This window comes from Pseudomonas sp. CBS (assembly GCF_024734645.1).
In the GTDB taxonomy this organism is placed as follows: Bacteria; Pseudomonadota; Gammaproteobacteria; order Pseudomonadales; family Pseudomonadaceae; genus Aquipseudomonas.
Genome location: NZ_CP102929.1, coordinates 4,524,805 through 4,551,059 on the forward strand (window position 1 = coordinate 4,524,805; position 26,255 = coordinate 4,551,059).

The window sequence follows — 26,255 nt, forward strand, 5'->3', positions numbered from 1 at the left end:
ATAATTTGGCTATAATTTTTAGGAATTAACTTTATGCCAAACTATTGACCTTATGGCCGCCATCCTAAACAATCGCCCCACTAATGTCACATTGATATTTATGCGGCGAACCGTCCTACATGTGTGAACCAGTTCCGCTTTTGAACTTTCCGACGTACGGTCATTACGGTTGCCATTTTCCGACACAGCGACTCGATCTGCTGTGATTTGAGACAAGAAGTCCTGGGGAATTTTTGAAATGCGTTTGCACCTGTTTAAGGCACTGCCGTTCGTCCTCGCCGCGAGTTTTGTACACGCCCAAACATTGCCTCAGGCCATGCAACAAGCGCTCGACGTGCACCCTGAGATTCAGGCCGGCGTAAATAGTCGTATCGCTGCCGACTACCAATTGCGAGCCGCCCAAGGTGGCTACCTGCCGAAGGTGGATGTGGCCGCCGGCTACGGTCGTGAAGGCGTGGACAACTCCACCACTCGTGCCGCCAATGGCCGTGGCAACAACCAATGGGACACGCTCAACCGCGGCGAATCGAGCCTGCGCCTGCAGCAAATGATTTTTGACGGTTTTGCCACTTCCAGCGAAGTAGGGCGTCAACAAGCCACCGTTAACTCCCGTGCCTATTCGTTGCTCGGCACCTCCGAGCGCACCGGCCTGACCGTTGCCCAGGTCTACCTGGACGTGCTGACCCGTCGTGAATTCGTGCGCCTGGCTGAAGAGAACCTGCGCAATCACGAGCGCATCTACGACCAGATCAAACTGCGCACCCAGCGCGGCGTCGGTAACGGTGCTGACCAGGACCAGGCTGAAGCCCGCCTGGCTCAAGCCCGTAACAACCTGATCACCGAGCAGACCAACCTGGCCGACTCCCAGACTAACTATCTGAGTGCCGTGGGCCAGATGCCTGACCAGTTGGAGCGCCCGGCACCGTTCATGACAATGCTGCCAGCCGACCTGAACGAAGCGCGTCGCCAGATGCTCGACAACAGCCCGATCCTGCGCTCGGCTGAATCCGACATCGTCGCAACCGAACAGCAGTACCAAGCCGCCAAATCGACGTTCTACCCGCGTTTTGACGCTGAACTCGGCACCAATGCCGACAACAACGTCAGCGGTGACCCGTCCCACAGCAATGGCTGGGAAGCCATGTTGCGCATGCGCTTCAACCTTTACTCCGGTGGCAGCAACAAAGCTGACCTGGAATCCAAATCGGCCCTGTCCAACCAGGCCCTGGATATCCGCAATAACGCCTTGCGCCAGTTGAACGAGGAACTGGGCCTGGCCTGGAACGCCCTGAACAACGCCAACGCCCAAGTGCCGATCGCCCAGCAATACGTCGATCACAGCACCCGAGTACGCACTTCCTACCAGCAGCAATTCAGTTTGGGTCAACGTACCCTGCTCGATTTGCTCGACAGCGAGAACGAACTGTTCACCGCTTCCCGCCGTTTGGAAGAGATCAAAAACATTCAGTTATTTACTCAGTACCGAATCAAGGCGACCATGGGCGAATTGCTCAAAAGCCAGGGAGTGGTCGCGCCAATGGCCTCCGTCGTGCAAAACGACGTGAAGCCTAAAGTCCAACTGCCAGGGATGAATTGAGCCACCCTCCAAGCCCCATCTGTTAGTCGAGAGTACCCGCGTGGAATCAGAAGTCAGTCGAGTTCATCTCAGTCATGATCCACGCATGCTGCACGACGACCCGTTACTCGACGGGTTGCTTGCGCTTTGTGCACTGCATCAGAAACCTGCCAGCGCGGCGATGCTCACCACCGGCCTGCCGTTGCCTGCGCAACGCCTGAGCGCCGAACTGCTGCCTCGCGCCGCTGCACGCGCGGGGCTCCAGGGGCGTTTGTTGCAACGCAAGCTGGAACAGATTCCGACCATCGCCCTGCCGGCCTTGCTGTTGCTCAAGGACGGTCGCAGCACGGTGTTGGTCGGTTGGCACGGCGAGGACGAAGCCCGCATTCTGCTGAGCGAAAGCGACGGTGGTGAAGTCATCATCAAGCGCGACGTGCTGGCCGATGATTACACCGGCAAAGTGTTCTTCGCCCAACCCCAGCACAAGTTCGACGTCAACCACGGCACCCTGATTCCCCGTGCCCGCTCCTGGTTCCGCGACACCTTGAAGCGCTCGCGCTGGCTTTACACCGACGCCATCGCCGCCAGTTTCCTGATCAACATCATCGCCATGGCTGCACCGCTGTTCGTGATGAACGTCTATGACCGCGTGGTGCCGAACCAGGCCACGGCCACCTTGTGGGTGCTGGCTATCGGCATTGGTGGCGCCTACCTGTTCGACCTGATCCTCAAGAGCCTGCGCAGTTTGTGCCTGGACCTGGCCGGGAAAAAAACCGACCTGATCATTTCGGCGACGCTGTTCGAGCGCATTGTCGGGATGTCCATGAAATACCGCCCGGCGCGGGTGGGCAGCTTTGCCCAAAACATCCACGAGTTTCAGAGCCTGCGGGATTTCCTCGCGTCGCTGACCCTCACCAGCCTGATCGACCTGCCGTTCACCCTGCTGATTTTCCTGGTGATCGCTATCCTCGGCGGGCACCTGGTATGGATCCCGGTGTTGGCGTTCCCGCTGGCCCTGGGCATCGGTTACGCCCTGCAAAAGCCCCTGGTGGCTACCATGGAGCGAACCATGGCCCTGGCCGCCGAGCGTCAATCGAGCCTGATCGAAACCCTCGCCGGGCTGGACGCGGTCAAGGTCAATAACGCCGAAAGCGAACGCCAATACCAGTGGGAACAAACCATTGGCACCCTCAGCCGTCTGGAGCTGCGGGTGAAGTTGCTGTCGGGCCTGTCGATGAACATGACGCTGCTGATTCAGCAATTGGCGGGCGTCGTGATGATTTGCTTCGGTGTTTACCAGATCATCGACGGCAACCTGAGCATGGGCGGCCTGATTGCCTGCTACATGCTCAGTGGCCGTGCCTTGAGCCCGCTGGCTTCGCTGTCTGGCCTGCTGACCCGTTACCAGCAAGCCAAAGTCACCATGAAATCGGTAGACCAGATGATGGAGTTGCCCCAAGAGCGCAACTTCGAAGAGCGTCCGATGAGCCGCCGCACGCTGCAAGGTGCGATCGAATGCCGGGGCCTGAACTTCACCTACCCGGACCAGCAAAACGCCGCGCTGAAAAACCTCAACCTGGTGATCAAACCCGGGGAAAAAATCGGCATTATCGGGCGCAGTGGTTCGGGTAAAAGCTCACTCGCCAAATTGATTGTCGGCCTCTACCAGCCTGACTCCGGCGCCTTGCTGGTGGACGGCGTGGACGTTCGCCAGATCGACGTCAGCGAGTTACGCCACAACATCGGCTACGTGCCCCAGGACATCCAACTGCTCGCCGGCACCCTGCGGGACAACCTGGTATCCGGTGCCCGCTATGTCGAAGACGAAATGGTCCTGCAAGCCGCGGAATTGGCCGGTGTCCACGAGTTCGCCCGCCTGCACCCCCAAGGTTACGAACTGCAAGTCGGCGAGCGCGGGCAGAACCTGTCCGGCGGCCAGCGGCAGAACGTCGCGCTGGCCCGTGCCTTATTGCTCAACCCGCCTATCCTGCTGCTCGACGAACCGACCAGCGCCATGGACAACACCGGTGAAGAACGCTTGAAACAACGCCTGCAAGCTGTGGTGCAAAACAAGACGGTCGTGCTGGTCACGCACCGCGCCTCGCTGCTGTCCCTGGTGGACCGCCTGTTGGTGGTCGATCGTGGTCAGATTCTCGCCGATGGCCCGAAAGCCGCCGTCATGGAAGCGTTGAAAAAGGGGCAAATCAGTGTCGCTTAAGTCCTTCAAAAACGCGATTGGCCGCTACTTCAAAGGCTCCGAATCCCTGCAAGACCAGCCGCTGCCCGAGGTCAACAAAGCACTGATCGAAGATGCGCCGCGGGTCATCCGTCTGACCATCTGGGCGATCATCGCGTTTTTCCTGTTTCTGGTGGGCTGGGCGTATTTCTCCAGTATCGACGAAGTGACGCGCGGCGACGGTAAGGCAATTCCGTCCTCCAAACTGCAGAAAATCCAGAACCTTGAAGGCGGTATCGTCGCAGAGCTGTACGTCAAGGAAGGCCAGATCGTCGAAGCCGGGGCGCCGTTGATTCGTCTGGATGACACGCGCTTTGTGTCCAACGCCGGCGAAACCGAAGCCTTGCGGTTGTCGATGTTGCTGCGGGTCGAACGCTTGAGCGCGCAGGTGGATGACCGTCCGCTGAATATTCCGGACGACGTGCTCAAGGCCGCGCCGAGCCAGGCCGCCAGTGAGCGCTCGCTCTACGAGAGCCGTCGTCAGCAGCTCAAGGACGAAGTCGGCGGGTTGCAGGAGCAACTGGTGCAGCGTCAACAGGAACTGCGCGAGTTCTCCTCCAAGCAAGGCCAATACCGCAACCAGCTGTCGTTGCAGCGCCAGGAAATCAACATGTCCGAGCCGTTGGTGGCCCAGGGCGCGGTCTCGCCGGTTGAAGTGCTGCGGCTCAAGCGTGCGGAGATGGAAACCCGTGGCCAACTCGATGCAACTACCCTGGCGATTCCCCGTGCCGAATCGGCGATCAAGGAAGTGCAGCGCAAGATCGACGAAACCCGCGGCAAATTCCGCAGTGAGGCCCTGACGCAACTCAACGAAGCCCGTACCGAACTGAACAAGGCTGCGTCTACCGGCAAGGCCCTGGAAGATCGGGTAAGCCGCACCCTGGTGACCTCGCCGGTGCGTGGCATCGTCAAGCAGCTGCTGGTGAATACCGTCGGCGGCGTGATCCAGCCAGGCAGCGACATGGTGGAAATCGTGCCGCTGGATGACACCCTGCTGGTGGAGGCCAAGATACGCCCGCAAGACATCGCCTTCCTGCATCCGGGACAAGAAGCGGTGGTCAAGTTCACCGCCTATGACTACACCATCTACGGCGGCCTCAAGGCCAAGCTTGAGCGCATCGGTGCCGACACCATCACCGACGAAGACAAGAAAACCACCTACTACATGATCACCCTGCGCACCGACCGCAGCCACTTGGGCACCGATGAGAAGCCGCTGATCATCATCCCCGGCATGGTGGCTTCGGTCGACATCATCACCGGTAAGAAAAGCATCCTCAGCTACCTGCTCAAGCCGATCCTTCGGGCGCGGGCAGAGGCGTTGCACGAGCGCTGATCCCGACTGCACGCCCGGCCGTCCCCTGTGGGAGCCGGGCTTGCCCGCGATGAGGCCCTCCAAAACACCCCAGTGCCATGGCCTGTACAAAAGCCATATCGATATTCATTAACGGTATTTAAAATGCCGTTCTTATGACTATAAAGTCACTCTCCTGACCGCCCGGGAGTGAACTCATGTCTGCCACCTCTACTGTTCCAACAGCGAACGACACTGCACAAACCTTTGAGATCCGTCCATTTCCCGGCAGCGTCGGCGCCGAGATCGTTGGCCTGGACCTGACCCGCCCGGTCAGCGACCAGGACTTCGCCCGCATCCATCGCGCGCACCTGGATCATCACATCGTGGTCTTCCGCGACCAACGCATCACTCCCGAGCAACAGATCGCCTTCAGCCGCCGCTTCGGTGTGCTGCAAATCCACGTGCTCAAACAATTCCTGCTGGCCAACCACCCGGAAATCCTGATCGTCTCCAACATCATCGAAAATGGGCAATCCATCGGCCTGGGAGACGCCGGCAAGTTCTGGCACTCGGATCTCTCCTACAAAGAGCTGCCGAGCCTCGGCTCGATGCTCCATGCCCAGGAGCTGCCGTCCGAAGGCGGCGACACCTTGTTCGCCGACATGCACAAAGCCTGGGACCACCTGCCCGAGCACCTGCGCAAGGCTGTCGAAGGTCGCAGCGCCGCACACTCCTACACGGCGCGCTACAGCGAAACCAAATTCGAAGGCAACTGGCGCCCGACCCTCACCCCTGAGCAGCTCGCTCAGGTGGCAGAAGTGGTGCACCCGATCGTGCGCACCCACCCGGAAAACGGCCGCAAGGCGTTGTTCGTCAGCGAGGGCTTCACCACCCGTATCGTCGGCCTGCAGGAAGATGAAAGCCGCGACTTGCTGGCCCAGCTCTACGCCCACAGCGTGCTGCCCGAAAACATCTATCGCCATCAGTGGCAGCCCCACGACCTGGTGTTCTGGGACAACCGCTCGCTGATCCATCTGGCGGCCGGCTGCCCAAGCCACCTGCGGCGCAAGCTGTTCCGCACCACCATCCAGGGCGATGCGCCTTTCTGATCCGGAGCATGACCATGTCCAAGAAAATCCCATTTGCGCGCCTGGCCGCCACGGTCGGCCTGGGTGTCAGCCTGCTGGCCGGCAGCCTTGTTGCACCTGCGGCCGCCCAGGCCGAAGGCGAGATTCGCATCGCCGAGCAGTTCGGCATCGTCTACCTGTTGCTCAACGTGGTGCGTGACCAGAACCTGATCGAAAAATACGGCAAGCAGGAAGGTATCGACATCAAGGTCGACTGGACCCAGCTGTCCGGCGGCGCCGCCGTCAACGATGCGTTGCTCTCCGGCTCCATCGACATCGCCGGCGCTGGCGTCGGCCCGCTGCTGACCATCTGGGACCGCACCCACGGCAAGCAGAACGTGAAAGCTGTCGCTTCCCTGGGCAACTTCCCTTACTACCTGGTGAGCAACAATCCCAAGGTCAAGACCATTGCTGACTTCACCGAAAAAGACCGCATTGCCGTACCCGCAGTGGGTGTCTCCGTACAGTCGCGCTTCCTGCAATACGCCGCGGCCAAGCAGTGGGGCGACAAGGAATTCAATCGCCTCGACAAGTACACTGTCGCCGTCCCGCACCCGGATGCCACGGCTGCGTTGATCGCCGGCGGCACCGAGCTGACCGGGCACTTCTCCAACCCGCCGTTTCAGGAACAGGCCCTGACCAACCCGAATGTGCACGTGGTGCTCAACTCCTACGACATCCTCGGCCCCAACTCGCCGACCGTGCTGTTTGCCATCGAGAAATTCCGCAACGACAACCCGAAAACCTACAAGGCGTTCGTCGAGGCGCTGACCGAAGCCGCGCAGTTCGCCCAGAACGACAAAGGCGCCGCCGCCGATACCTACATCCGCGTGACCAAGGCCAAGATCGACCGCGCCGAGCTGCTGAAAATCATCGAAAACCCGCAATTCGAATTCAGCGTCACACCGAAAAATACCTACCCGCTGGCGGAATTCCTCTATCGCGTCGGCGCGATCAAAAACAAACCCGAATCGTGGAAGGATTACTTCTTCCAGGACGCCAAACCGCTGCAAGGGAGCTGACATGAACGCGCCCTTGCAAGGCCACACGGCCAGCAACCCGAAAACCATCGAAGCGCTCCTGTCGGTGGACCACGTCAGCCTTGAATACCGCACGCCGGAACGGGTCGTGCGGGCCACCCACCAGGTCAGTTTCGAGATCGACCCGGCGGACCGCTTTGTACTGCTGGGACCTTCGGGCTGCGGCAAATCCACGCTGCTGAAATCCATCGCCGGCTTTATCAAACCGTGTGAGGGCGAGATCCGTCTGCTTGGGCAAAAAGTCGAGCAGCCAGGGCCGGACCGCATCGTGGTGTTCCAGGAGTTCGACCAATTGCCGCCGTGGAAAACCGTCAAGCAGAACGTCATGTTCCCGCTGCTCGCCTCCAAGACCCTGAAGCGTCGCGAGGCCGAAGAGCGGGCCCTGTACTACCTGGAAAAGGTCGGCCTCACGGCCTTTGCCGATGCCTATCCACACACCCTGTCCGGCGGCATGAAGGCCCGCGTGGCCATCGCCCGGGCGTTGGCCATGCAGCCGAAAATCCTGCTGATGGACGAACCCTTCGCCGCCCTCGATGCGCTGACCCGACGCAAGATGCAGGAAGAACTATTGCTGCTCTGGGAAGAGGTGCGCTTCACGCTGTTGTTCGTCACGCACTCCATCGAAGAAGCGCTGGTGGTGGGCAACCGCATCCTGTTGCTGTCGCCGCATCCCGGGCGTGTGCGGGCGGAAATCCACAGCCATCAATACGACTTGCACAGCCTCGGCGGTGTGGCGTTCCAGGCTTCGGCGCGGCGTATTCATCGGCTGTTGTTTGATGAAGCGCCCGAGGCGGAAACCGAGCTGGGTTTCGCCGATATCCGCATCGCTTATTGAAGGGTTTCCACCATGCGCCAGGAATATGAAATCACCCTCGAACCGTTGCCCGGTGTTCGCGTAGAGCGCGAGTTGCCGCTGCGTCAGCGCTTGTGGCAACAAGGCTGGCTGCGTAAAAGCCTGATCCTGATTGTGCTCGCGATCCTCTGGGAAGCGGCCGCGCGTTATCAGAACAATGACCTGCTGCTGCCAAGCTTCCTGCAGACCCTGAGCGCGTTCTACGACGGCATGGCCAGTGGCGAGCTGTTGAGCAAGGTCAGCATCTCGCTGGTGGTGCTGATCAAGGGTTACCTGATCGGCATTGTGCTGGCGTTTGCCCTGACCACCCTGGCGGTGTCGACCCAGCTGGGCCGCGACCTGCTGAGCACCCTGACCTCGATGTTCAACCCGTTGCCGGCGATTGCCCTGCTGCCGCTGGCGCTGTTGTGGTTTGGCCTGGGGCAGAACAGCCTGATCTTCGTGCTGGTGCATTCAGTGCTGTGGGCGCTGGCGCTCAACACCTATTCCGGGTTTCTCGGTGTCTCGGAAACCCTGCGCATGGCCGGTCGCAATTACGGCCTCAAGGGCATGCGTTTTGTGCTGTTCATCCTGATCCCGGCGGCGCTGCCGTCGATCCTCGCCGGGCTGAAAATCGGCTGGGCGTTTGCCTGGCGCACGTTGATTGCGGCCGAGTTGGTATTCGGCGCCACCAGCGGCAAGGGCGGGCTGGGCTGGTACATCTTCCAGAACCGCAACGAGCTGTACACCGACAAGGTGTTTGCCGGCTTGGCAGTGGTGATCCTGATCGGTCTGCTGGTGGAGAACCTGGTGTTTGACACCCTGGAGCGGGTCACCGTGAAGCGTTGGGGCATGCAACGCTAATCACCTGCTGCTCCCTGTAGGAGCGAGCTTGCTCGCGAAAAATGCCCAGGCGACGCGTCCCTTCAGGATGCCCGCGTTACCGTTAACGTTCTTCGCGAGCAAGCTCGCTCCTACAGAGAAGCCTGCTACGATTGCGCCAAGTTCACTCCCAACCCATCACGAGTGCTTGGCATGCAATTACCGGACATGAACCTGCTGGTCGCCCTCGACGCCTTGCTCGACGAGGGCAGTGTGGTGGGTGCCGCGCGGCGGATGAACCTGAGCCCGGCCGCCATGAGCCGCACCCTCACGCGAATCCGTGAGGCGGTGGGCGATCCGATCCTGGTGCGCGCCGGTCGCGGCCTGGTGCCGACGCCCAAGGCCCTGGAGCTACAAGGCCAGGTGCGTAACGTGGTGGAACAGGCGGCGCTGCTGTTTCGCTCGGCGGACGAAGTGGACTTGCGCACGTTGCGCCGCCGGTTCAGCGTGCGGGCCAATGACTTTTTTGTCGGGGTGTATGGCGGTCGGCTGTTCGACACCATGGAGCGCATGGCGCCGCTGTGCGAGCTGCGCTTCGTGCCCGAAGGCGACACCGACGACGAAGCCCTGCGTGAAGGCCGGCTCGATCTGCGGGTGGGCAACACCATGCCGATCACTCCGGAAGTGAAGGTGCAAAACCTGTTCACCACCACCTTCGTCGGGCTGGCGCGGGAAGGGCATCCGTTGTTCGATGGAGAAATCACCGCAGCACGGTTCGCCAGCTACTCCCACATCAGCATCTCCCGGCGCGGCATCGCCCGTGGGCCGATCGACACGGCGCTCAACGCCCAGGGCCTGGAACGTCGAGTCGCCATGATCGCCCCGGGGTTTCACGGCGCGATGTTCATGCTGCCGGACTCCGACCTGATCCTGCCGGTGCCCAAGGAAGCGCTCTACAGCGCCAATCGCCTGAAGCTGCCGTTGCGCGCCTTCACCCTGCCGATCTCCCTGCCGACCCTGGTGTTGACCCAGGCCTGGCACCCGCGTTTCGACAAGGACCCGGCCCATAAATGGCTGCGCGAGACCATGCGTGAATGCTGCGAGGCGACGTGGCAAGAAGCGCAACCCACGTGAGTCGCAAGTGAGCTAGGTCAATGTGGGAGCTGGCTTGCCTGCGATGCGGGCGACTCGGCTTTTCGGGAGTAGCGAGGTGATGCCATCGCGGGCAAGCCCGGCTCCCACAGAGATCGCCTATATTTTGATCATTGCGTCTGGTGCACTTATAAGCTTCCTATAAGTCACTTTTTGTCATGTCTAAGCCTGATTAAACTGCTCGGGTATTTCCTATTCCGAGTTGTAGTTCATGACGTCCCTCGCTGCCCCCGCACCCCTGGCCGCAGCCAAGCCGACCGCCATCACCCCGCCCGTTTTCGGCCCGCGCATCATCATCGGCCTGGTGGGCGTATTGCTCGCAGTGCTGGTGTCCGGCCTCAACGAGATGGTGACCAAAGTCGCCCTCGCCGATATTCGCGGTGCGATGTACATCGGCTTTGACGAAGGCACCTGGCTGGTGGCTGCGTACACCGCCACCTCCGTCTCGGCGATGGCCTTTGCACCCTGGTGTTCGGTGACGTTCTCTCTGCGCCGTTTCACCCTGTGCGCCATTGGCCTGTTCACCGTGCTTGGCGTGCTGTGCCCGTTCGCACCGAATTACGAAAGCCTGCTGATTTTGCGCACCGTGCAAGGCCTGGCCGGCGGCGCCTTGCCGCCGATGCTGATGACTGTGGCCCTGCGGTTCCTGCCGGCCAACGTGAAGCTGTACGGCCTGGCCGGCTACGCCCTGACCGCAACCTTCGGCCCCAGCCTCGGCACACCGTTGGCGGCCATGTGGACCGAATACGTCGGCTGGCAATGGGCGTTCTGGCAGATTGTCGGGCCGTGCCTGCTGGCCATGGCTGCTGTGGCCTACGGCTTGCCTCAGGATCCCGTCCGCCTGGAGCGCTTCAAGCAGTTCAACTGGCGCGGCCTGCTGCTGGGGTTCCCGGCGATCTGCATGCTGGTGATCGGCCTGTTGCAGGGCAACCGCCTGGACTGGTTCGAATCACCGCTGATCACCTCGTTGCTGATCGGCGGCCTGGTGTTGCTGGTGCTGTTCATGATCAACGAGTGGTCGCACCCGATGCCGTTTTTCAAGTTGCAGATGCTCGGCATCCGTAACCTGGCGTTCGCGCTGATTGTGCTCGCCGGCGTGCTGATCGTGCTGCTGGCGGTGACCATCATTCCGTCCAGCTACCTGGCCCAGGTGCAAGGCTACCGTCCGCTGCAAACTGCCCCGGTGATGCTGATCATGGCGCTGCCGCAGTTGATCGCGCTGCCGTTGGTGGCAGCGCTGTGCAACCTGCGTTGGGTCGATTGCCGCTGGGTATTGGGCATCGGCTTGAGCATGTTGATCCTGTCCTGTGTGGGCGGGGCGCAACTGACGTCGGCGTGGATCCGCGATGATTTCTACGCGCTGCAGTTGCTGCAAATCTTCGGGCAACCCATGGCGGTGTTGCCGCTGTTGATGCTCTCCACCGGCAGCATCACGCCCCAGGACGGGCCGTTCGCCTCGGCGTGGTTCAACACCGTCAAAGGCCTGGCCGCCGTGGTCGCTACCGGCGTTATAGACGCCCTGACCACCCACCGTCTGCATTTCCACTCGACCATGTTGGTGGACAGCCTGGGCAACTCGCCCCTGGCCGACAGCGATGCCGCCGGCCTTGCCCATCGCTTGCACCAGCAGGCCGTGGTGCTCACTTCTTCGGATCTCTACTACGTCATGGCCGGTGTCGCGGCGGTGTTGATCCTGCTGATTTTCTGGCTGCCGACGCGGATTTATCCGCCCCGCGCGCCGACTTGATTGCTCACTGAGCCAAAGGGATTGTTATGAAACGCAAAGACAAAATCGCTGTAACCGTCATCACCGTGTTCGCCGTGGGTGTGCTGGTTTACCTGCTGGCGCCGGGCGTGTTCGGCAGCAAGCGCCAGACCACCAACGACGCCTTCGTCGCCGCCGACTACACCCTGGTGGCGCCACGCGTGGCCGGGTTTATCAAGGAAGTGCTGGTGGAAGACAACCAGCGGGTCAAGGCCGGCCAGTTGCTGGCGTTGATCGATGACCGTGACTTCCGCGCCGCCGCCCAGGCGGCCGACGCCGATACGTTGGTGGCCCAGGCGCAACTGAAAAACGCCACGGCAACCCTGGAGCGGCAAAGCTCGGTGATCGCCCAGGCCCAGGCCACCGTGGCGGCAGATCGCGCCGAAGTGGCATTTGCCGAACATGAACTGAACCGTTACAACCACCTCGCCGGCGTAGGTGCTGGCACCGTGCAGAACGCCCAGCAAGCCAAGACCCGTATCGACCAGGCGACTGCGCGCCTGGCGAGTGCCACGGCGGTGCTGGCTGCCGAGCGCAAGCAAGTGGAAATCCTCAGCGCCCAGCGGGATGCGGCCGAAGGCGGTTTGAAACGTGCCCAGGCTGCACTGGAAATGGCCAGCTTTCAGTTGTCGTACACCCGCATCGTCGCGCCGGTGGACGGCATGGTCGGTGAGCGCGCGGTGCGGGTTGGCGCCTATGTGACGCCGGGCAGCAAGATCCTCGCCGTAGTGCCGCTGGCCGAGGCTTATGTGGTGGCTAATTTCCAGGAGACCCAACTGTCCCACATGCACGCAGGCCAAGCGGTTGAAGTGCGGGTCGACAGCCTCGACGGTGATGTGCTCAAGGGGCACCTTGAAAGCCTGGCGCCGGCCACCGGCGTGACGTTCGCCTCGGTCAAGCCGGACAACGCCACCGGCAACTTCACCAAGGTGGTGCAGCGCATTCCGGTGAAAATCATCCTGGAGCCCGGCCAGGCGCTGACCGAACGCCTGCGGGTCGGCATGTCGGTGGAAGCCAGCGTCGACACCCACGCCGCCGCCCAGCCACGGGAGGTCGCCCAGCAATGAGACGCCTCGCCTGGATTACCTTGAGTTTGCTCAGCCTGAGTGCCTGCACCGTCGGCCCGGACTTTCAGCGCCCGCAAAACCCGCTGGGTAAATGGACCGAGCCTCAGGGCCGACAAGCCGCCAGTCATGCGGTCAACGAGCCGTTGGAAGAGCGTTGGTGGGAAGTGTTCCACGACGTACAACTCACCGCGCTCACACGTCGCGCGCTGACCGACAACCTCGACCTGAAACTCGCCAGCAGTCGCCTGCAACAAAGCCGCGCGGCGCGCCAGGTGATCACTGCCGAGCGCTACCCGACCGTCAACGCCACCGGCGATTACCTGCGCCAACGCAACAGCGCCGATGGCTTGAGCGATCCCTCCGGCAAGAATGGCCGCTCGGCCTTTAACCAGTGGGATATGGGGTTCTCCGCCGCCTGGGAACTGGACTTCTGGGGCCGGGTAAAACGCGAAACCGAAGCCGCCGACGCGACCTTGCAAGTCGCCGAGAACGACCGCCGCGCCGTGCTGTTGTCAGTGCTGGCGGAAACCGCCCAGGACTACATCCAACTGCGCGGCGTGCAGAACACCCGGGCCGTCACCGAGCAAAACCTCGACGTCGCCCGCCACAGCCTCAAGCTGTCGCAGCTGCGGCTGGCCGACGGGGTTGCTACTGATCTGGACGTCGCCGAAGCCGCCGCTCAAGTCGCCGCCATCGAGGCGCGCCTGCCGGACTTGCAGCAACGCCAGGACCAACTGATCAACGCCCTGAGCTTGTTGATGGGCGAACCGCCACAAGCGCTGTATGCCGAACTGTCCAAGGACGCCGCCGTGCCGCAGACCCAACGTCAGGTTGCCATTGGCCTGCCGTCGCAACTGGCCGAACGTCGCCCCGATATCCGTCAGGCCGAAGCGCGCTTGCATGCCGCCACCGCTTCCATCGGCGTGGCCAAGGGCGACTTCTACCCGCGTATCACCCTGTCCGGCAGCGTGGGCTCCCAGGCGTTGCAGCTGGCGGACTTCGGTTCATGGAGCTCCCGTGCATTCGCCTTTGGGCCGCAGCTGAGCTTGCCGATTTTCAACGGTGGCCGGCTGCAAGGCATGCTCGATCTGCGCGAAGCCCAGCAACAGGAAGCGGCCCTGGCCTACCAGCAGACCGTGCTGCGGGCCTGGCATGAAATCGACGATCAACTGACCCGCTACAACGCCAGCCAACTGCGCCGCGACAGCCTTGCCGAAGCCGTTCGGCAGAACCAGATCGCCCTCGCTACTGCGCAGCATCAATACGTCGAAGGCGTGGTGGATTTCGTCAACGTGCTGACGGTGCAAAGCGCGCTGCTGGCGACGCAAGAGCAGTGGGTGGAAAGCTCCACCGGCGTGTCTCTGGCCATGGTCGGGTTGTACAAGGCGTTGGGCGGTGGCTGGGAATCGGTGTATCCGTTGCAAACCGCCGGACGCTGAATGACAAAGAACTTTGCCAGCCGCGCAACAAGGTGTAATGATAATTGCTCTCAATAACGTATCTGAGCTTTTCATGGACACCGCGACTGACGGCCGGCAACAGCTTCATCTCCTGTATCGCGACCATCACGGCTGGCTGCAAGGCTGGCTGCGCAAACGCCTGGGCGATCGCGAACACGCCGCCGATGTGGCGCAGGACACCTTCCTGCGCTTACTGGTATCGGGGCGCTTTCCCGGTGACAAGGAAAGCCGCAGCTACCTGACACAGATCGCCCGTAACCTGGTGATTGATCAATGGCGGCGGCTGCGCATCGAGCGCGCCTACCTGGAAAGCATCGCCCACCTGCCGGAGCCCGAGTCGCCGTCGCTGGAAACCCGCGCATTGATCCTTGAAACCCTGATGCAAATCGACGCCATGCTCGACCGCATGCCCGACAACGTGCGCCGCGCGTTCCTGTTGTCGCAGTTCGAAGGGCTGAGCTACGCACAGATCGCCGAGCGCCTGGAGGTGACCGTCAGTTCAGTGCAGAAGTACATGACCCGGGCGATTCTCGCCTGCTATCAGGTCGTCTACGAAGAATGAGAACCCGGCACGAAGCGCCGATTGCCCCGGCCATTGTCGAGCAGGCCAGCGAGTGGTTGATGCTGCAGTGGGGCGGCGAGATGGACGGCGATCAGCGCCAAGCCTTCGCGCGCTGGCAGGAGGCCGACCCGGAACACCGGCGCGCCTGGAAGCGCTTGCAGCAGTTACAGCGAACCCTCGGCGGTGTGCCGGTCGACAGTGCCCGTGCGGTGTTACGCGATACACCGGACACCCAACGCCGCGCCGCCTTGAAACTGCTCGGGCTGTTGCTGGTGGCCGGTGGCAGCGGCTATCTGGTGCAAAGCAGCCAGCCTTGGCAGGCGGCGTTTGCCGAATACCGCACCGCCACCGGCGAGATTCGTCACCTGACCTTGAGCGATGGCACGCGCCTGGACCTCAACAGCAACAGCGCGGTCGACCTGCGGTTCAGCGCCAGTGAGCGGCGTATCCGCCTGATACGTGGCGAGATCCTGCTGACCAGCGGCCACGACCCGTCCCGGCCATTGATCGTCGAAACCCCGGCCGGAGATGTGCAGGCCCTGGGCACCCGGTTTGCCGTGCGTGAAGTGGACGATGGCAGCCGCGTCGACCTGTATGAAGGGCGCGTGCAGGTGCGTCCGGTGCGCGGCGCGGCGGTGCAGATGAATGCCGGGGACAGCCTGTGGTTCAGCGCCAGCCAGGCCTCGACGCTGGCGCCTGTGAATGCCAACGCCAGCAGTTGGACCGAGAACCGCTTGATCGCCGAGCGCCAGCCGCTGGGGCAGTTCGTTGCCGAGTTGAGCCGTTATCGCCCGGGGCTATTGCGCTGCGATGCGGCAGTGGCCGGCTTGCTATTGACCGGCGTGTTTCCGCTGAATGACACCGACGCGATTCTCCACGCGCTTGAACGTTCGTTGCCGGTGCAGGTACAGGCGGTGACGCGCTATTGGGTCACGATCAAGGCGCGGGTCTAAAAAAATTTTTTGCCTACGGCTTGTCGGTTTTCCAACCCCGTCCGGGATACCTCTTGAAAGCCAATCAAGAAGCGTTCTCACGGGGAGCCCTGCAATGTCGCACCACCCAATCCAACCCCTGGCCCGCGCCCTGCGCCGTGGCCTGTTTGTCAGTTTGCTGGCGACGGCGCCTGTGGTGCCGAGCGTGGTCCAGGCCCAGGAGAGCGCTGAAGCCCTGCGCCAATACAACATTCCCGCGGGCAACCTCGACCAGGCCTTGAACCAGTTCGCCAGCGCCTCGGGAATCCTGTTGTCGGTGGACGCCTCGCTGACCCAAGGCAAGCGCAGCGCCGGCTTGCAGGGCCGCTACGCCACCGGGCCAGGGTTGGAACGGTTGTTGGCCGGCAGCGGGTTGGTCGCGGTGCAATCCCAGGGCGGCTGGTCGTTGCAGGCGCTGCCGGCGAACGGCGCGCTGCAACTCGGGGCGACGCAGATCAGTGGCCAACAGGATCAGGAAGCGGCCTGGGGCCCGGTCGACGGCATCGTTGCCAAGCGCAGCGCCACCGGCAGCAAGACCGATTCGGCGCTGGTGGAAATCCCCCAGACCATCAACGTCATCACCGCCGCCGAGATCAAGGCGCGCGGCGCCCAAAGCGTCACCCAGGCGCTGCTTTATACGCCGGGCATGACCGCCGGCGGCTTTTCCGACCGCGTCAAACTGTTCGATGAACCCACCTCCCGTGGCTTCTCGCCGACGCCGCTGTACCTCGATGGTTTGCACTTGCCTTATGGCGGCGGCAGCACCGGCGGTGCATTGCAGATCGAGCCGTACTCTCTGGAACGCATCGAAGTGCTCAAGGGCCCGGCCTCGGTGTTATACGGGCAGAACCAGCCGGGCGGCATCGTCAATATGGTCAGCAAGCGCCCCAGCGAAACCCCGGTACATCAAGTGGTGCTGGAAGCCGGTACCTACGAACACAAAAGCGCCGCCATCGACCTCAGTGGTCCACTGGATGAACAAGGCCAGTTGCTCTATCGCCTCACTGGCCTGGCCAAGGACGAGCAGGGCGAGATCAACTACGTCGAGAACAAACGCCAATTCATCGCCCCCAGCCTGACCTGGCAGCCCAACGACGACACGCGCCTGACCGTGTTCGCCCAGTACCAGAAAGACAAAGGCGTGCCCGAGGCCCAGGGTTTGCCCGCGTCCGGGACGATCTGGGACAACCCCAACGGCAAGATCAAGCGTGATGTGTTTATCGGCGAGCCGGGCGTCAACCAGTACAACCGCGAGCAGTACGTGTTGGGCTATGAGGTGTCCCATCGCCTGAACGACACCTGGACCCTCAAGCAAAATGCCCGCTACGCCGAGGTGGACGACCGTTACACCGCACCGCTGCACGGCTACAGATTTGTACCCAACCCGGCAACTGGCGTGCAAGACCAACGCTACCTGCAGCGCTTCGGCGTGGACTGGTCGCAGAACAACAAAGTGTTTGGTGTGGATAGCATCGCCCAGGCGGAATTCGACACCGGAGCACTGTCCCATACGCTGATCGTCGGCCTCGATTACTACCACTTCAACTCGCAATTCCACGGCCTGTACGACCGTAATCCGCCGGTGATCGACCTGTTCAAGCCGGTCTACGGCCAGCGGATGAATTTCGGCCAGCCTTACCGCTGGGACCGCACCGTGACCCAGACCGGCCTGTATGTGCAGGACCAGATCAAACTGGATAAGTGGGCGCTGGTCCTTGGCGGGCGCTACGACTGGGCCAACGTGGTCAACAAGGAGCCGTTGGCCGACACCCGCACCAGCAGCAAAGACCAGGCGTTCACTGGTCGGGCCGGTTTGGTGTACCTGTTCGATAACGGCCTGGCGCCGTTTATCAGCTACTCCGAATCCTTCCTGCCGCTGTCGGGCACCGATATCAGCGGCAAACCGTTTGATCCCTCTACCGGCAACCAGTACGAAGTCGGCCTGAAATATCAGCCGCCGGGCCAGAAGAGTTTTGTGCAGGTCTCGGTCTACCAACTCGACCAGGAAAACGTGCTGACCACCAACCCGGTAGACACCACCTTCAGCACCCAGAGCGGTGCCATGCGCTCACGGGGTGTGGAGCTGGAAGCCAAGGCCTCCCTCAGCGATGCCTGGGACGTGGTCGCCTCGGCAGCGCGCAACGACATCAAATACACCAAAGACAATGACGGCCGCCAAGGCCGACACCCGGCAGGCATCTCACCGCTTACCGCTTCGGTGTGGGTCAATTACACCGTCCTCGGCGACACACCCCTGGCGGGCCTTGGGGCAGGCGTGGGTACGCGCTATGTTCGCAGCAGCTTCGGTGATTACTACGCAGGAGCGTTCAGCATCCCGTCCTATACCGTCTACGACGCCAGCCTGAGCTACGACCTGGGTGCCTCGCCGTTCAAGCTCAAAGGTGTGAAGCTGGCGATGAATGTGCAGAACCTGACCAACAAAACCTACGTGTCGCAATGCACCAGCGACCTGGATTGTTACTACGGGGAAGGGCGCACGGTGGTGTCGAGTTTGACCTATGACTGGTAAACATTTGCGAACGGCGGCCGTTAACGTGTTTTAGCCAAACACCCTTCAGGAGATTTTCCGTGTCAGTGATCGACAACCCCTACGCGCCGCCGCAGGCCGAATTGAGCCAACCGCTTGCCGCTGCATCCACGTTTTTTGTGGTCGCACCGCGCAAGCTGGTGATCATGATTCTGCTGACCTCGGGTATGTATTTCGTCTATTGGTTCTACAAGCAGTGGACCTGCTATCGGCAGGCGACTGGCGCGAACGTCTGGCCGGTTGTGCGGGCGTTCTTCTCGGTGATTTTCCTTTACCCACTGATCATGAAAATCCGCCGGCAAGTTGAGGTCAAGGCTCCGACGTATCAATGGCAGCCACGCAGCGTGGCCATCGGGTTGGTTGTTTGCGGTGCCTTGCCCTACATGTACTCATGGGCCCTTGCGCCGCTGACCGCGATGAAGATCAGTGCTTGCCTGACGATTGTGCATCTCTACCTGATGGTGCAGGTACAGCGCGCGGTGAACCAAGTGGAGAATGACCTCAGGGGTGAAGTGAACAAACGCCTGACCTTGGCTAACTGCATCTGGATCGCTATCGGGTTGTGTTTTTACGCGCTCTCGATTGTATCGGCGATGCGTTTAGCTGAGCTGGCGCAGGGTTAGAGGATGAGCTGCTTCTGAGCTTGCAACAGCATGAAGGTAATGTCGTCGTCGCCTTGGAGATCATCGAGGCTTTGGCCCGCAATAGCCTTGAGTTGTTGCGCGGGTGAGAGCTCAGCCCAAAAACCGTCAGTGGCCAAGATCCACTTCGTATCAGGGCCTGCTTGCAACGATTGGATATGCGGCTCATGCGGCCTGCGATAGCTCATGCAGTTCCACAGTGTTTTACGTGTAGGGCTGCTGGCGATAAGGTCGTGGCTAAGGTCGCTCTTCCAGTTGGGGCCGCAGTGAGGCGGGCTTAGCCAATTTACCGCGCGCCCATCTTCCAGCTGTCCCAGGCAACAGTCACCTGCGTGAATGGAAACGGCGGTGTGACCATGAATCATGAGTACGAGATAGCTGGCGGAGGCGAAGGGGTAATTTGCGCAAAGGGTTGAGCGTACTTCGCTGAGTGAAGTGAGTGTCAGATCAAGGGTTTTGTCGGGACAGGAAATCTCAGAGCGCTTGAGGTTGGAAAAGGAAGCCAGCACATAGTGAGTCAGTGCCCGCGCCAAGGCGCCGCTTTCGGGCTTTGAGGTGCCGTCTGCTATTACGTAAAGGTAGGCACCGCTGTTGTATGCCGAGCCGGCGGCGTCCCTGTTTTCCGCTCGGTTGGTTCCTTGGCGGGTTACGCTCACAGGTAGGGTCAAGCGTGCGCTCCGGATGCAATCATTGTGCTCAGCCGTTCATGAATCAACGTTTCACGATCAGGGTCCTGAGCTGTACTTTGAACCACGTCTAAAAACGCCGTAAGCCTCAGGAGTTCAGAAAGTTGTTGGCTGACGAACGTTCGTAGCTCGCTCGGCGCTAGCTTCATTTCTTCACCCAACTCTTCGCGGCCATCAACCAATGCGATGATGTCTTCAATGTCGTTGGACATCAGAACATCCCCGTTTCCTCGTCCCTTATAGGCCTGCAGTTTCGCGGCAAGAAACCACGGCGCAGCGAATACCTTGATTCGAATGCCGTCGGGCAGGTCGTGGTAAACAGCATTTTCCAACCCGCCCACGAACCAGGTATTTGAAAACCCCAATACCTTTTCATCTGTCGGCATAAAGTCGACTTTCAGGGCGCCCAGGCGCAAGCGGCAGGTAACAGTGTCTTGTCCGGTATTCTTGAAGCCCTTGGATTTGAGATGATCCTCCAGCCGATACCAGTCAGCGGTACTTGTCAGGTGAATGACCAGATCGACATCGTCGGTGCCACGAATGGATTCCTGAGTGAATTCATCGGTGATAAGCAGGACAGTGGTGCATCCGCCGACGAAGGCCACTTGTTCCCGCAGCTCCTCCCCCAGCGCCTCAGCAACCTCTCCAAGCATGCGCAGCATCATTGTTCTGTTTGAGTTCAAAGGATCCACTCCCGCAGCATGGCGTCGGCCACTTTGGTTTCTCGTGGGCCTCCGATACGAATGGCGTCGACGAGGGCGAGGAAGTGGTAGAGAAGCTCGTCCTTTTTTACTGCGCCCGGCACAGTTTTATATAAGGGTGTGATTTCCTGACCTTTACTTTTGCCATAGGCGTCAGGCCAAACAGGCATGAGGTCGCCGCCACTCATGACTTTCCCTGCCAGGATCGGGGCTGCGAATGCAGTCGGAATGCCTCGTACAATAGGGCCGGGCTTCACGGGAAATATATAGCGAATGCTGTAGGTCACCAGATCGAGAAGCGCTTTGCTTCTAACCAGTGGTGAACCGTCGGAGTGGTTTGTGTAAATCAGGCCAATGTCGCGGCAGCGATTGAGTGACGAGGACACTTCGGTTTTGCTTAGCCCGAGTGCGGAAGATAGAGCTCGCACGGAATAGCTTTGAAGATTGCCCTTCTCTACTTCTTCGTCGCGATCATCCCAGCCACGACAATCTTCCGGCTCGGAAAACTGATAGGTCTTGAGATAACTGAAGGTGCCGTCAGAGTGCTGCATTCTCTGGGCCCATGGATCATGCTCGTCATTGGGGACGGTAAATTCGCGCTTTTTTACGCGCTCCCCTTTTGCCCGCAGTTCAAGACTGATTAGTTTGAACAGAACTACGATATCTTGACTTTTCATGGGGCTCCGGTTCCGAGTGTCCTCTGTCCGCGGACAGAGGACACTTTCTTGCATAAAGTCTTAATCCGTGTCAAGCATCAGGTCGGATTCTGCAAAAACACCACATACCCACGAAACCACTTATTTCCCTTCAAATACCCCGGCTCCTCCCATTCCCCACCCTGAATCAAGCCAATCTTGAACGGCACCCCCAGCCGGTTCATGCGTGGCAGGTACGCCGCGTAGTCCGGAATGCTGTGGCGGCCCTGGTAGGTCTGCACCACCACTTCATCAATTACGCCTTTGAGTTGGGCGATGGCGGCCGGGTCAGCGTTGCTGCTCCAGTCCATCAGCCCGGTGATGCTCAGGCGCAAATCCTTGGGCAGGCGCTGGCGCAAGTCGCGCAGGAAGTCGGCGTATTCGTTGAGGTATTGCGTGCGTGCGTCGAAGTCGATCTGGATGCCAACCACCGGGTTGCCCGCGTCTCGCCAGCGTTGTACCTGGCCGAGCATCTGGCTGTAGACCGTCTCGGGCCAGTGCAGGGTGTGGGCGCGGTACACCACCCAGATTTCACCTTGGGTGATGCGCGGCACACTCATGCCTTGGGCGATGAACTGCACGCCACGCTGGGGGGCGCGGCGGGTTGAGTTGATCTGGCCCTGGAGGATGTACAGGGTTTTGGCCTGCTTGAGCACCGGCTGCGGCGCGACGCCGCTCCACAGCCAGAACGCATCATGGTCGCGGGCGTCTACCGCGCCGAAGGCCGGGCTTGCCAGCAGGAGCAGGGCCAGCCAGAAGCGCTTCACGGCTTACCAGTAGTACTGCTGCGACTTGCCCCACTGGGTATCGGCAAACCCGGTTTTCAGCTGGCGGAACCAACCTTTGCGCACCGCCTTGTCGACGTCTTCCCCACCGCAGCTGTTGTAGCCCGAAGGCCCATAGCAGTTGATGGCGCGAAACAGTGCGTAGGCCTTGTCGTTGTGAGGGGCTTTGGGATTGCCGATCACCCGCTTGTAGCCTTCGAGCCGCGAGAAGGTTTCGCCCTTGAAGGGCGAGGCGGTACTGCCCAGGCTGCCGGCGGAGCGCGCTTGTTCCAGGGGCATGCCGTCCAGACCGTTACGCAGGACGAATTCACCGAGGCAGTTCAGGCCTTGCGGGTTTTTCGGATCGGCCTGCAGAGTGCTGGCGATTTGCGCGATGCTCGGGCAGGTGTAGCCGGACTCGGCCTTGTCACCGTTCCATTGGAACAGTTTCAACGACTGGCCGCCGCTGTAGACGTAACCCAGGCTGGTGCCGAGCTTGTCATCGGGAACCGAGGCGGGCAGTTGCTTCAGGTCCTCGGCAAAGGTCTCAAACTGGCCGCGCAACAAGTCTTTATAAAGCAGCGTGAACTGCGCGGTCTGGCGCTCTACCGGGTCGCTGGCATGGGCAAGCTGTTGGCGCAGCAGATCGGGACCGGCGACGTTGCGCAGCAGGATATAGCGCACCTGTTTGGCACTGATCGGCGAGTCGGCGGCGAATACCTTGGCCAGCTGGCCGCTGCGTTCGTAGTTCATCGCCAAGGCCAGCTCCAGCTGGTCGCGTTGCAGCGGTTGTTTGGCCAGCGGCAGCAGTTGCAGCCACAGCGCTTCGGCGGCTTTCCAGTCTTGCTTGGCTTCCAGTGCCAGGCCGCGCAGGGTCTGCTGGCTGAAGGCGAAGTAATCGAGGTTCGACGGCACGTCCTGCGGCAACAGCTTCAAGGCGCGGTCGGGCTGATGCTCGACGTACACGGCAAACGCCGCTTGCACGTAGTTATATAATGCCGGTTCTTGGGCGAATATCGTTTTTTGCCCGTCGAGGGCTTCACGGGTGAGCTTCGGCGGGTCACCGGCGCGCATCCACATCAGGTCGTTGAGGGCCAGGATCAACGGATTGCCCACGGGTGCCGTGGTGCTGGTCAGCAACTTGGTGTCGGCTTCCTGCACCAGTTCATCCAGGGATACGTTGCGCTGGGCCTCGGTGGCCTGAGTCAGTTGCCAGGCGAAGTCGTCCGCCAGTTTGTCGGGGTTGGGCGCCAGCCAGTGCACCCGGCGCAGCAGGCCGCGGGCGGAGGCGGCATATTCGCCCTGTGGATAAGTTTTCAGGTAATCATCGAATCCAGTCTCGGCCTGTTGCAGCGCGGACTTATCCACATGCTCAAGCGAGGGCGTGCCGTATTCGTCGAAAGCATTTTGCTGGGCGTCGTTCAGCGCGGTGCGCGCCGTCATGTACAACGCCGTTTCCTTGAGCCAGGGCAGCGAACTGCTCGTCAGCGCGGCGAAGCCTTTTTGTGCGTCGCTGAAGCGCCCGCTGTAAAAATCCCCGGCGGCTTTCAGATAGGCCAGCAATGCCTGGCCGTCTGCCGATTTCAACTGATCGGCCTCGCCCGCAGGGACGCCGTCCGAGGAACAACCGGTCAGCATCTGCAAGCGCAGTTTGGCCAGCACCTGACGCTCGGCCTGCGGTACATCGGCCTTCACCACCTGGCTGATAAACGCGGCGGCGCTGTCATCGGCGTTGCTGCGGCAACGGCTGCCTTCGCCGGAAAGGAAGGCTTCACCGGCGGCCTTGTAGTCATCGCGCTTGATGCCGAGTGGGCTGAGCAGTTCATCCAGTTCGGCGGTGCGCGAGTCGTCGGGTTTGTTGTCGGGCTCATCTGCTGCGGGCGTGAGCCGATACACCGGGAATGGCACCGGGCCAAAGCCTTCGGAAAAGTCCTGCTCGCCCAGGGCATTCGGTGCCAGCGGCATGACGTTTTTGTCCGCCAGCAGCAGCCGCAGGTTGACTCGGCTGTCATTGCCCGGGCTCAAAAACGGCAGGTTGCTGCACACGTCCAGGCTGTTACGCGACACCCGCCAATCCGGGTAGCACGAGTCATCGCCGCTGGCGTGGGCCTGAAAGGGCAGGGTGGCGAGCAATGCCAGTGTCAGGGGTGACAGAAGACCGATGCGCATGAAGTGTCCTTGATCCTGAATCCATGGAAGGCAGCAATCATAGCCTGATCCGACCAAAGCGTCGGAGACACCCTGCGCAAAATTCAGATTTGTCCGATTGGCGGATGGCGGCTCAAAACGAGCAAAACAGCGGGCGAATCAAGGCCTTTTCACCTAGAGTGGCGGGTGTTCGCGCAAGCGCAGGTTCAGTAGTGGGTGAGGAAGTAGAGGTGCGACGCTCTGTGGCGGAACAAGACAACAAGGCCGGGGCCTTTCCCGTGGTCAATCCTGGTCTTTGGGAGAATGCCGGCTGGCTGGCTCGATTGTGGTGGGTGCCGCTGGTGGCGTTGGCCATGGCCGTGCGCTTCTATGGTTTGACCGCCTCCGCGATTTGGGGCGATGAAGGTTCAAGCCTGCTGCTCGCTGAGTACTCCCTGGAAGACCTGTGGTTTCACGCCGCCCATGACGTTCATCCGCCGCTGTATTTCTTCATGCTGCGCGGCTGGATCGAGCTGTTTGGCGACAGTATTTTCTCCCTGCGCAGCGTGAGTGCGATCCCTGGCGTGGTAGCCGTCGGCCTGGGCGTCTGGCTGACGCGCCTGATCGCGACCCGCCGCGCGTCGGTACTGGCCGGAATTCTGTTGGCGTTGCTGCCCACGGCGGTGCGCTACAGCCAGGAAGTGCGGATGTATTCGCTGCTGGGCGTGTGGCTGCTGGCTGCAACTTTGGCATTGGTGTATTGGGTCCGCCAGCCTGAGCGTAAGCGGTATCTGGTGGTCTATGCGCTGTTGATGACCGCCGCCTTCTACACCCACTACTTCACCGCGTTGTGCGTGCTGGTGCACTGGGCTTGGCTGGTATTGCTGCGGCTGCCACGGGCCGGGGGCCTGCGCCTTGTCACGCGTCCGGGCTGGTGGTTGGCCAACGTGGCGATTGTGTTGCTGTACTTGCCCTGGCTGCCGAACCTGCTCGGCCTGGTGCAGCACACCGAAGAACTCAAGGTGGGCGGTGATATTGGCTGGGAGGATCCGGTCAACCTGTATTCCGTGCCATCGATGGTGTGGCAGTTCCTCATTCAGGACCCGGGCGACCATTTGTGGGGCCCCCTCTTCATTGCGTTTCCTTTACTACTGATAGCGTTGGTAGGCGTCACCGCCTGGCGCGATCAAAGCCGCTATCGTTTCGGCTGGCTGCTGGCGCTGTTTTTCATCCTGCCGGTGCTGCTGGTCTATGGGGTTTCGTTCATTTCCCCGGTGTTTATCGAGCGTTATCTCACCGCCTACGCGATGAGTTTGCCGATCATCGTGGCGGTGGCTGTCGACCGTCTGTCGCCACGCCTGCCGCTCGCGGGGGCTGCGCTGCTGGTGCTGTTTGTCGGGGTCGAGTGGGTGGGCGTGAAGACCAACGCCACCGTCGATGAGCATGATCAATTCAACGTGGTGGTGGAGTTCGTCAACCGCAACTACCAGGAAGATGACCGCATCGTCATCAGCGACATGCTGTGGTACTTGCCCTACGTCTATTACGACGAAACCGACGCCCAGTTGCAGCTCTTCACACCGCCGACCGCCGCCGGCAAATCGACGCGGCCGAATGCCTATGGTTTTGGCACCTTAGTGGACCAGGATGGCGGGCGAATTTACCTGGATCGCCTGTCGGCGTTGCCGGCTGAAATCCAGCGTGTCTGGCTGATCAGCGCCGCTGATGGCCCGGATGATTTTGCCCCATTGCCGGCAGGATGGCGCCAGCTCAGCCAGCAGGATGGCGGTGGCGCACGGGCCCGACTGTTTGTGCTGTGCAACGCGCCGGCAGGTGTTCACCGCACTGGCTGTGATTAATCTGCGCGGCACCTCAGAGGTTCTAGACTCAGGTTAGCCCTCCTTCAGGAACACATCATGGAATCTCCAGTCCACAGCTTGCCGTCATTGTTCAAACAGCTTGGCTTGCCGGATGACCCGGTGAGCATCGAGCGCTTTATCGCGGTGCATTCCCCGCTCAAACCCGAACTGCATCTGGCGGAAGCGTTTTTCTGGACGCCAGGCCAGAAGGCGTTTTTGCGTGAAGAGATTTTGGAGGATGCGGATTGGGCAGAGGTGGTGGATGAGTTGAATTTGCGGCTGAGAGAGGGGCGAGGGGTGTAAAAAAAATTTTGTAAAATCCCCATA

General features: G+C 61.0%; 22 protein-coding genes. 17 read left to right on the forward strand and 5 right to left on the reverse strand.

Annotation, left to right across the window (positions count from 1 at the left end):
• The first annotated feature begins 238 nt into the window (after positions 1-238).
• From NVB75_RS20750 to NVB75_RS20820, 15 genes are all read left to right on the forward strand, one after another.
• Complete coding sequence (locus NVB75_RS20750) at positions 239-1,597, forward strand: TolC family outer membrane protein (protein WP_258343065.1); 1,359 nt, start codon at positions 239-241, stop codon at positions 1,595-1,597.
• Positions 1,598-1,637: 40 nt separating this feature from the next.
• Entirely contained in the window at positions 1,638-3,794 is a 2,157-nt protein-coding gene (locus NVB75_RS20755) for a type I secretion system permease/ATPase (RefSeq protein ID WP_258343066.1), read from the forward strand.
• The gene (locus NVB75_RS20760) at positions 3,784-5,148 is read left to right on the forward strand and encodes an HlyD family type I secretion periplasmic adaptor subunit (protein ID WP_258343067.1); all 1,365 of its coding nucleotides are present in this window, start codon (positions 3,784-3,786) and stop codon (positions 5,146-5,148) included. Before NVB75_RS20755 ends, NVB75_RS20760 begins: the two co-directional genes overlap by 11 nt.
• Positions 5,149-5,324: 176 nt before the next feature.
• On the forward strand, positions 5,325-6,218 hold the full coding sequence (locus NVB75_RS20765) for a TauD/TfdA family dioxygenase (protein WP_258343068.1): 894 nt from the start codon (positions 5,325-5,327) through the stop codon (positions 6,216-6,218).
• Positions 6,219-6,232: 14 nt separating this feature from the next.
• Positions 6,233-7,258 (forward strand): ABC transporter substrate-binding protein, encoded by a 1,026-nt coding sequence (locus NVB75_RS20770; protein WP_258343069.1) that lies wholly within the window; start codon positions 6,233-6,235, stop codon positions 7,256-7,258.
• A 1-nt stretch (position 7,259) separates the two neighbouring features.
• Positions 7,260-8,111, forward strand: coding sequence for an ABC transporter ATP-binding protein (locus tag NVB75_RS20775; protein WP_258343070.1), 852 nt, complete (start codon positions 7,260-7,262; stop codon positions 8,109-8,111).
• Between the two features lie 12 nt (positions 8,112-8,123).
• The gene (locus NVB75_RS20780; RefSeq protein ID WP_017478025.1) at positions 8,124-8,972 is read left to right on the forward strand and encodes an ABC transporter permease; all 849 of its coding nucleotides are present in this window, start codon (positions 8,124-8,126) and stop codon (positions 8,970-8,972) included.
• Between the two features lie 171 nt (positions 8,973-9,143).
• A complete protein-coding gene (locus tag NVB75_RS20785; protein ID WP_063033667.1) occupies positions 9,144-10,064 on the forward strand; it encodes a LysR family transcriptional regulator in 921 nt (306 codons plus the stop codon).
• Between the two features lie 229 nt (positions 10,065-10,293).
• Positions 10,294-11,829, forward strand: a complete 1,536-nt coding sequence (locus tag NVB75_RS20790) for an MFS transporter (RefSeq protein WP_258343073.1) — start codon at positions 10,294-10,296, stop codon at positions 11,827-11,829.
• A 26-nt stretch (positions 11,830-11,855) separates the two neighbouring features.
• Positions 11,856-12,914, forward strand: a complete 1,059-nt coding sequence (locus NVB75_RS20795; RefSeq protein ID WP_093203138.1) for an HlyD family secretion protein — start codon at positions 11,856-11,858, stop codon at positions 12,912-12,914.
• Positions 12,911-14,353 (forward strand): efflux transporter outer membrane subunit, encoded by a 1,443-nt coding sequence (locus NVB75_RS20800; RefSeq protein WP_258343075.1) that lies wholly within the window; start codon positions 12,911-12,913, stop codon positions 14,351-14,353. Before NVB75_RS20795 ends, NVB75_RS20800 begins: the two co-directional genes overlap by 4 nt.
• A gap of 73 nt (positions 14,354-14,426) precedes the next feature.
• Positions 14,427-14,936 carry a sigma-70 family RNA polymerase sigma factor gene (locus tag NVB75_RS20805; protein ID WP_008433639.1) on the forward strand — a complete coding sequence of 170 codons (510 nt, stop codon included), beginning with the start codon at positions 14,427-14,429 and terminating at the stop codon, positions 14,934-14,936.
• A complete protein-coding gene (locus NVB75_RS20810) occupies positions 14,933-15,889 on the forward strand; it encodes a FecR domain-containing protein (protein ID WP_258343076.1) in 957 nt (318 codons plus the stop codon). The genes NVB75_RS20805 and NVB75_RS20810 overlap by 4 nt, the downstream gene beginning before the upstream one ends.
• A 94-nt stretch (positions 15,890-15,983) precedes the next feature.
• Positions 15,984-18,437: a TonB-dependent siderophore receptor gene (locus tag NVB75_RS20815; protein WP_258343077.1), complete on the forward strand. Its 2,454-nt coding sequence runs from the start codon at positions 15,984-15,986 to the stop codon at positions 18,435-18,437.
• Positions 18,438-18,496: 59 nt separating this feature from the next.
• Positions 18,497-19,078 (forward strand): hypothetical protein, encoded by a 582-nt coding sequence (locus tag NVB75_RS20820; RefSeq protein WP_258343078.1) that lies wholly within the window; start codon positions 18,497-18,499, stop codon positions 19,076-19,078.
• Here the strand turns inward: NVB75_RS20820 and NVB75_RS20825 are convergent.
• The 5 genes from NVB75_RS20825 to NVB75_RS20845 form a co-directional block, all read right to left on the reverse strand.
• Positions 19,075-19,764 carry a protein phosphatase 2C domain-containing protein gene (locus tag NVB75_RS20825; RefSeq protein ID WP_258343079.1) on the reverse strand — a complete coding sequence of 230 codons (690 nt, stop codon included), beginning with the start codon at positions 19,762-19,764 and terminating at the stop codon, positions 19,075-19,077. The genes NVB75_RS20820 and NVB75_RS20825 overlap by 4 nt on opposite strands.
• A complete protein-coding gene (locus NVB75_RS20830; RefSeq protein ID WP_258343080.1) occupies positions 19,761-20,444 on the reverse strand; it encodes a hypothetical protein in 684 nt (227 codons plus the stop codon). The genes NVB75_RS20825 and NVB75_RS20830 overlap by 4 nt, the downstream gene beginning before the upstream one ends.
• 17 nt (positions 20,445-20,461) lie before the next feature.
• Positions 20,462-21,160: a hypothetical protein gene (locus NVB75_RS20835; protein WP_258343081.1), complete on the reverse strand. Its 699-nt coding sequence runs from the start codon at positions 21,158-21,160 to the stop codon at positions 20,462-20,464.
• Between the two features lie 77 nt (positions 21,161-21,237).
• Positions 21,238-21,945, reverse strand: a complete 708-nt coding sequence (locus NVB75_RS20840; protein ID WP_258343082.1) for a DUF3142 domain-containing protein — start codon at positions 21,943-21,945, stop codon at positions 21,238-21,240.
• 3 nt (positions 21,946-21,948) lie between these two features.
• Positions 21,949-24,111, reverse strand: coding sequence for an outer membrane assembly lipoprotein YfiO (locus tag NVB75_RS20845; protein WP_258343083.1), 2,163 nt, complete (start codon positions 24,109-24,111; stop codon positions 21,949-21,951).
• Between the two features lie 221 nt (positions 24,112-24,332).
• Between NVB75_RS20845 and NVB75_RS20850 the strand changes: the two genes are divergently transcribed.
• On the forward strand, positions 24,333-25,928 hold the full coding sequence (locus tag NVB75_RS20850) for a glycosyltransferase family 39 protein (protein WP_258343084.1): 1,596 nt from the start codon (positions 24,333-24,335) through the stop codon (positions 25,926-25,928).
• A gap of 57 nt (positions 25,929-25,985) precedes the next feature.
• Positions 25,986-26,231 carry a DUF2789 domain-containing protein gene (locus NVB75_RS20855; RefSeq protein WP_258343086.1) on the forward strand — a complete coding sequence of 82 codons (246 nt, stop codon included), beginning with the start codon at positions 25,986-25,988 and terminating at the stop codon, positions 26,229-26,231.
• The last annotated feature ends 24 nt before the right edge of the window (positions 26,232-26,255 follow it).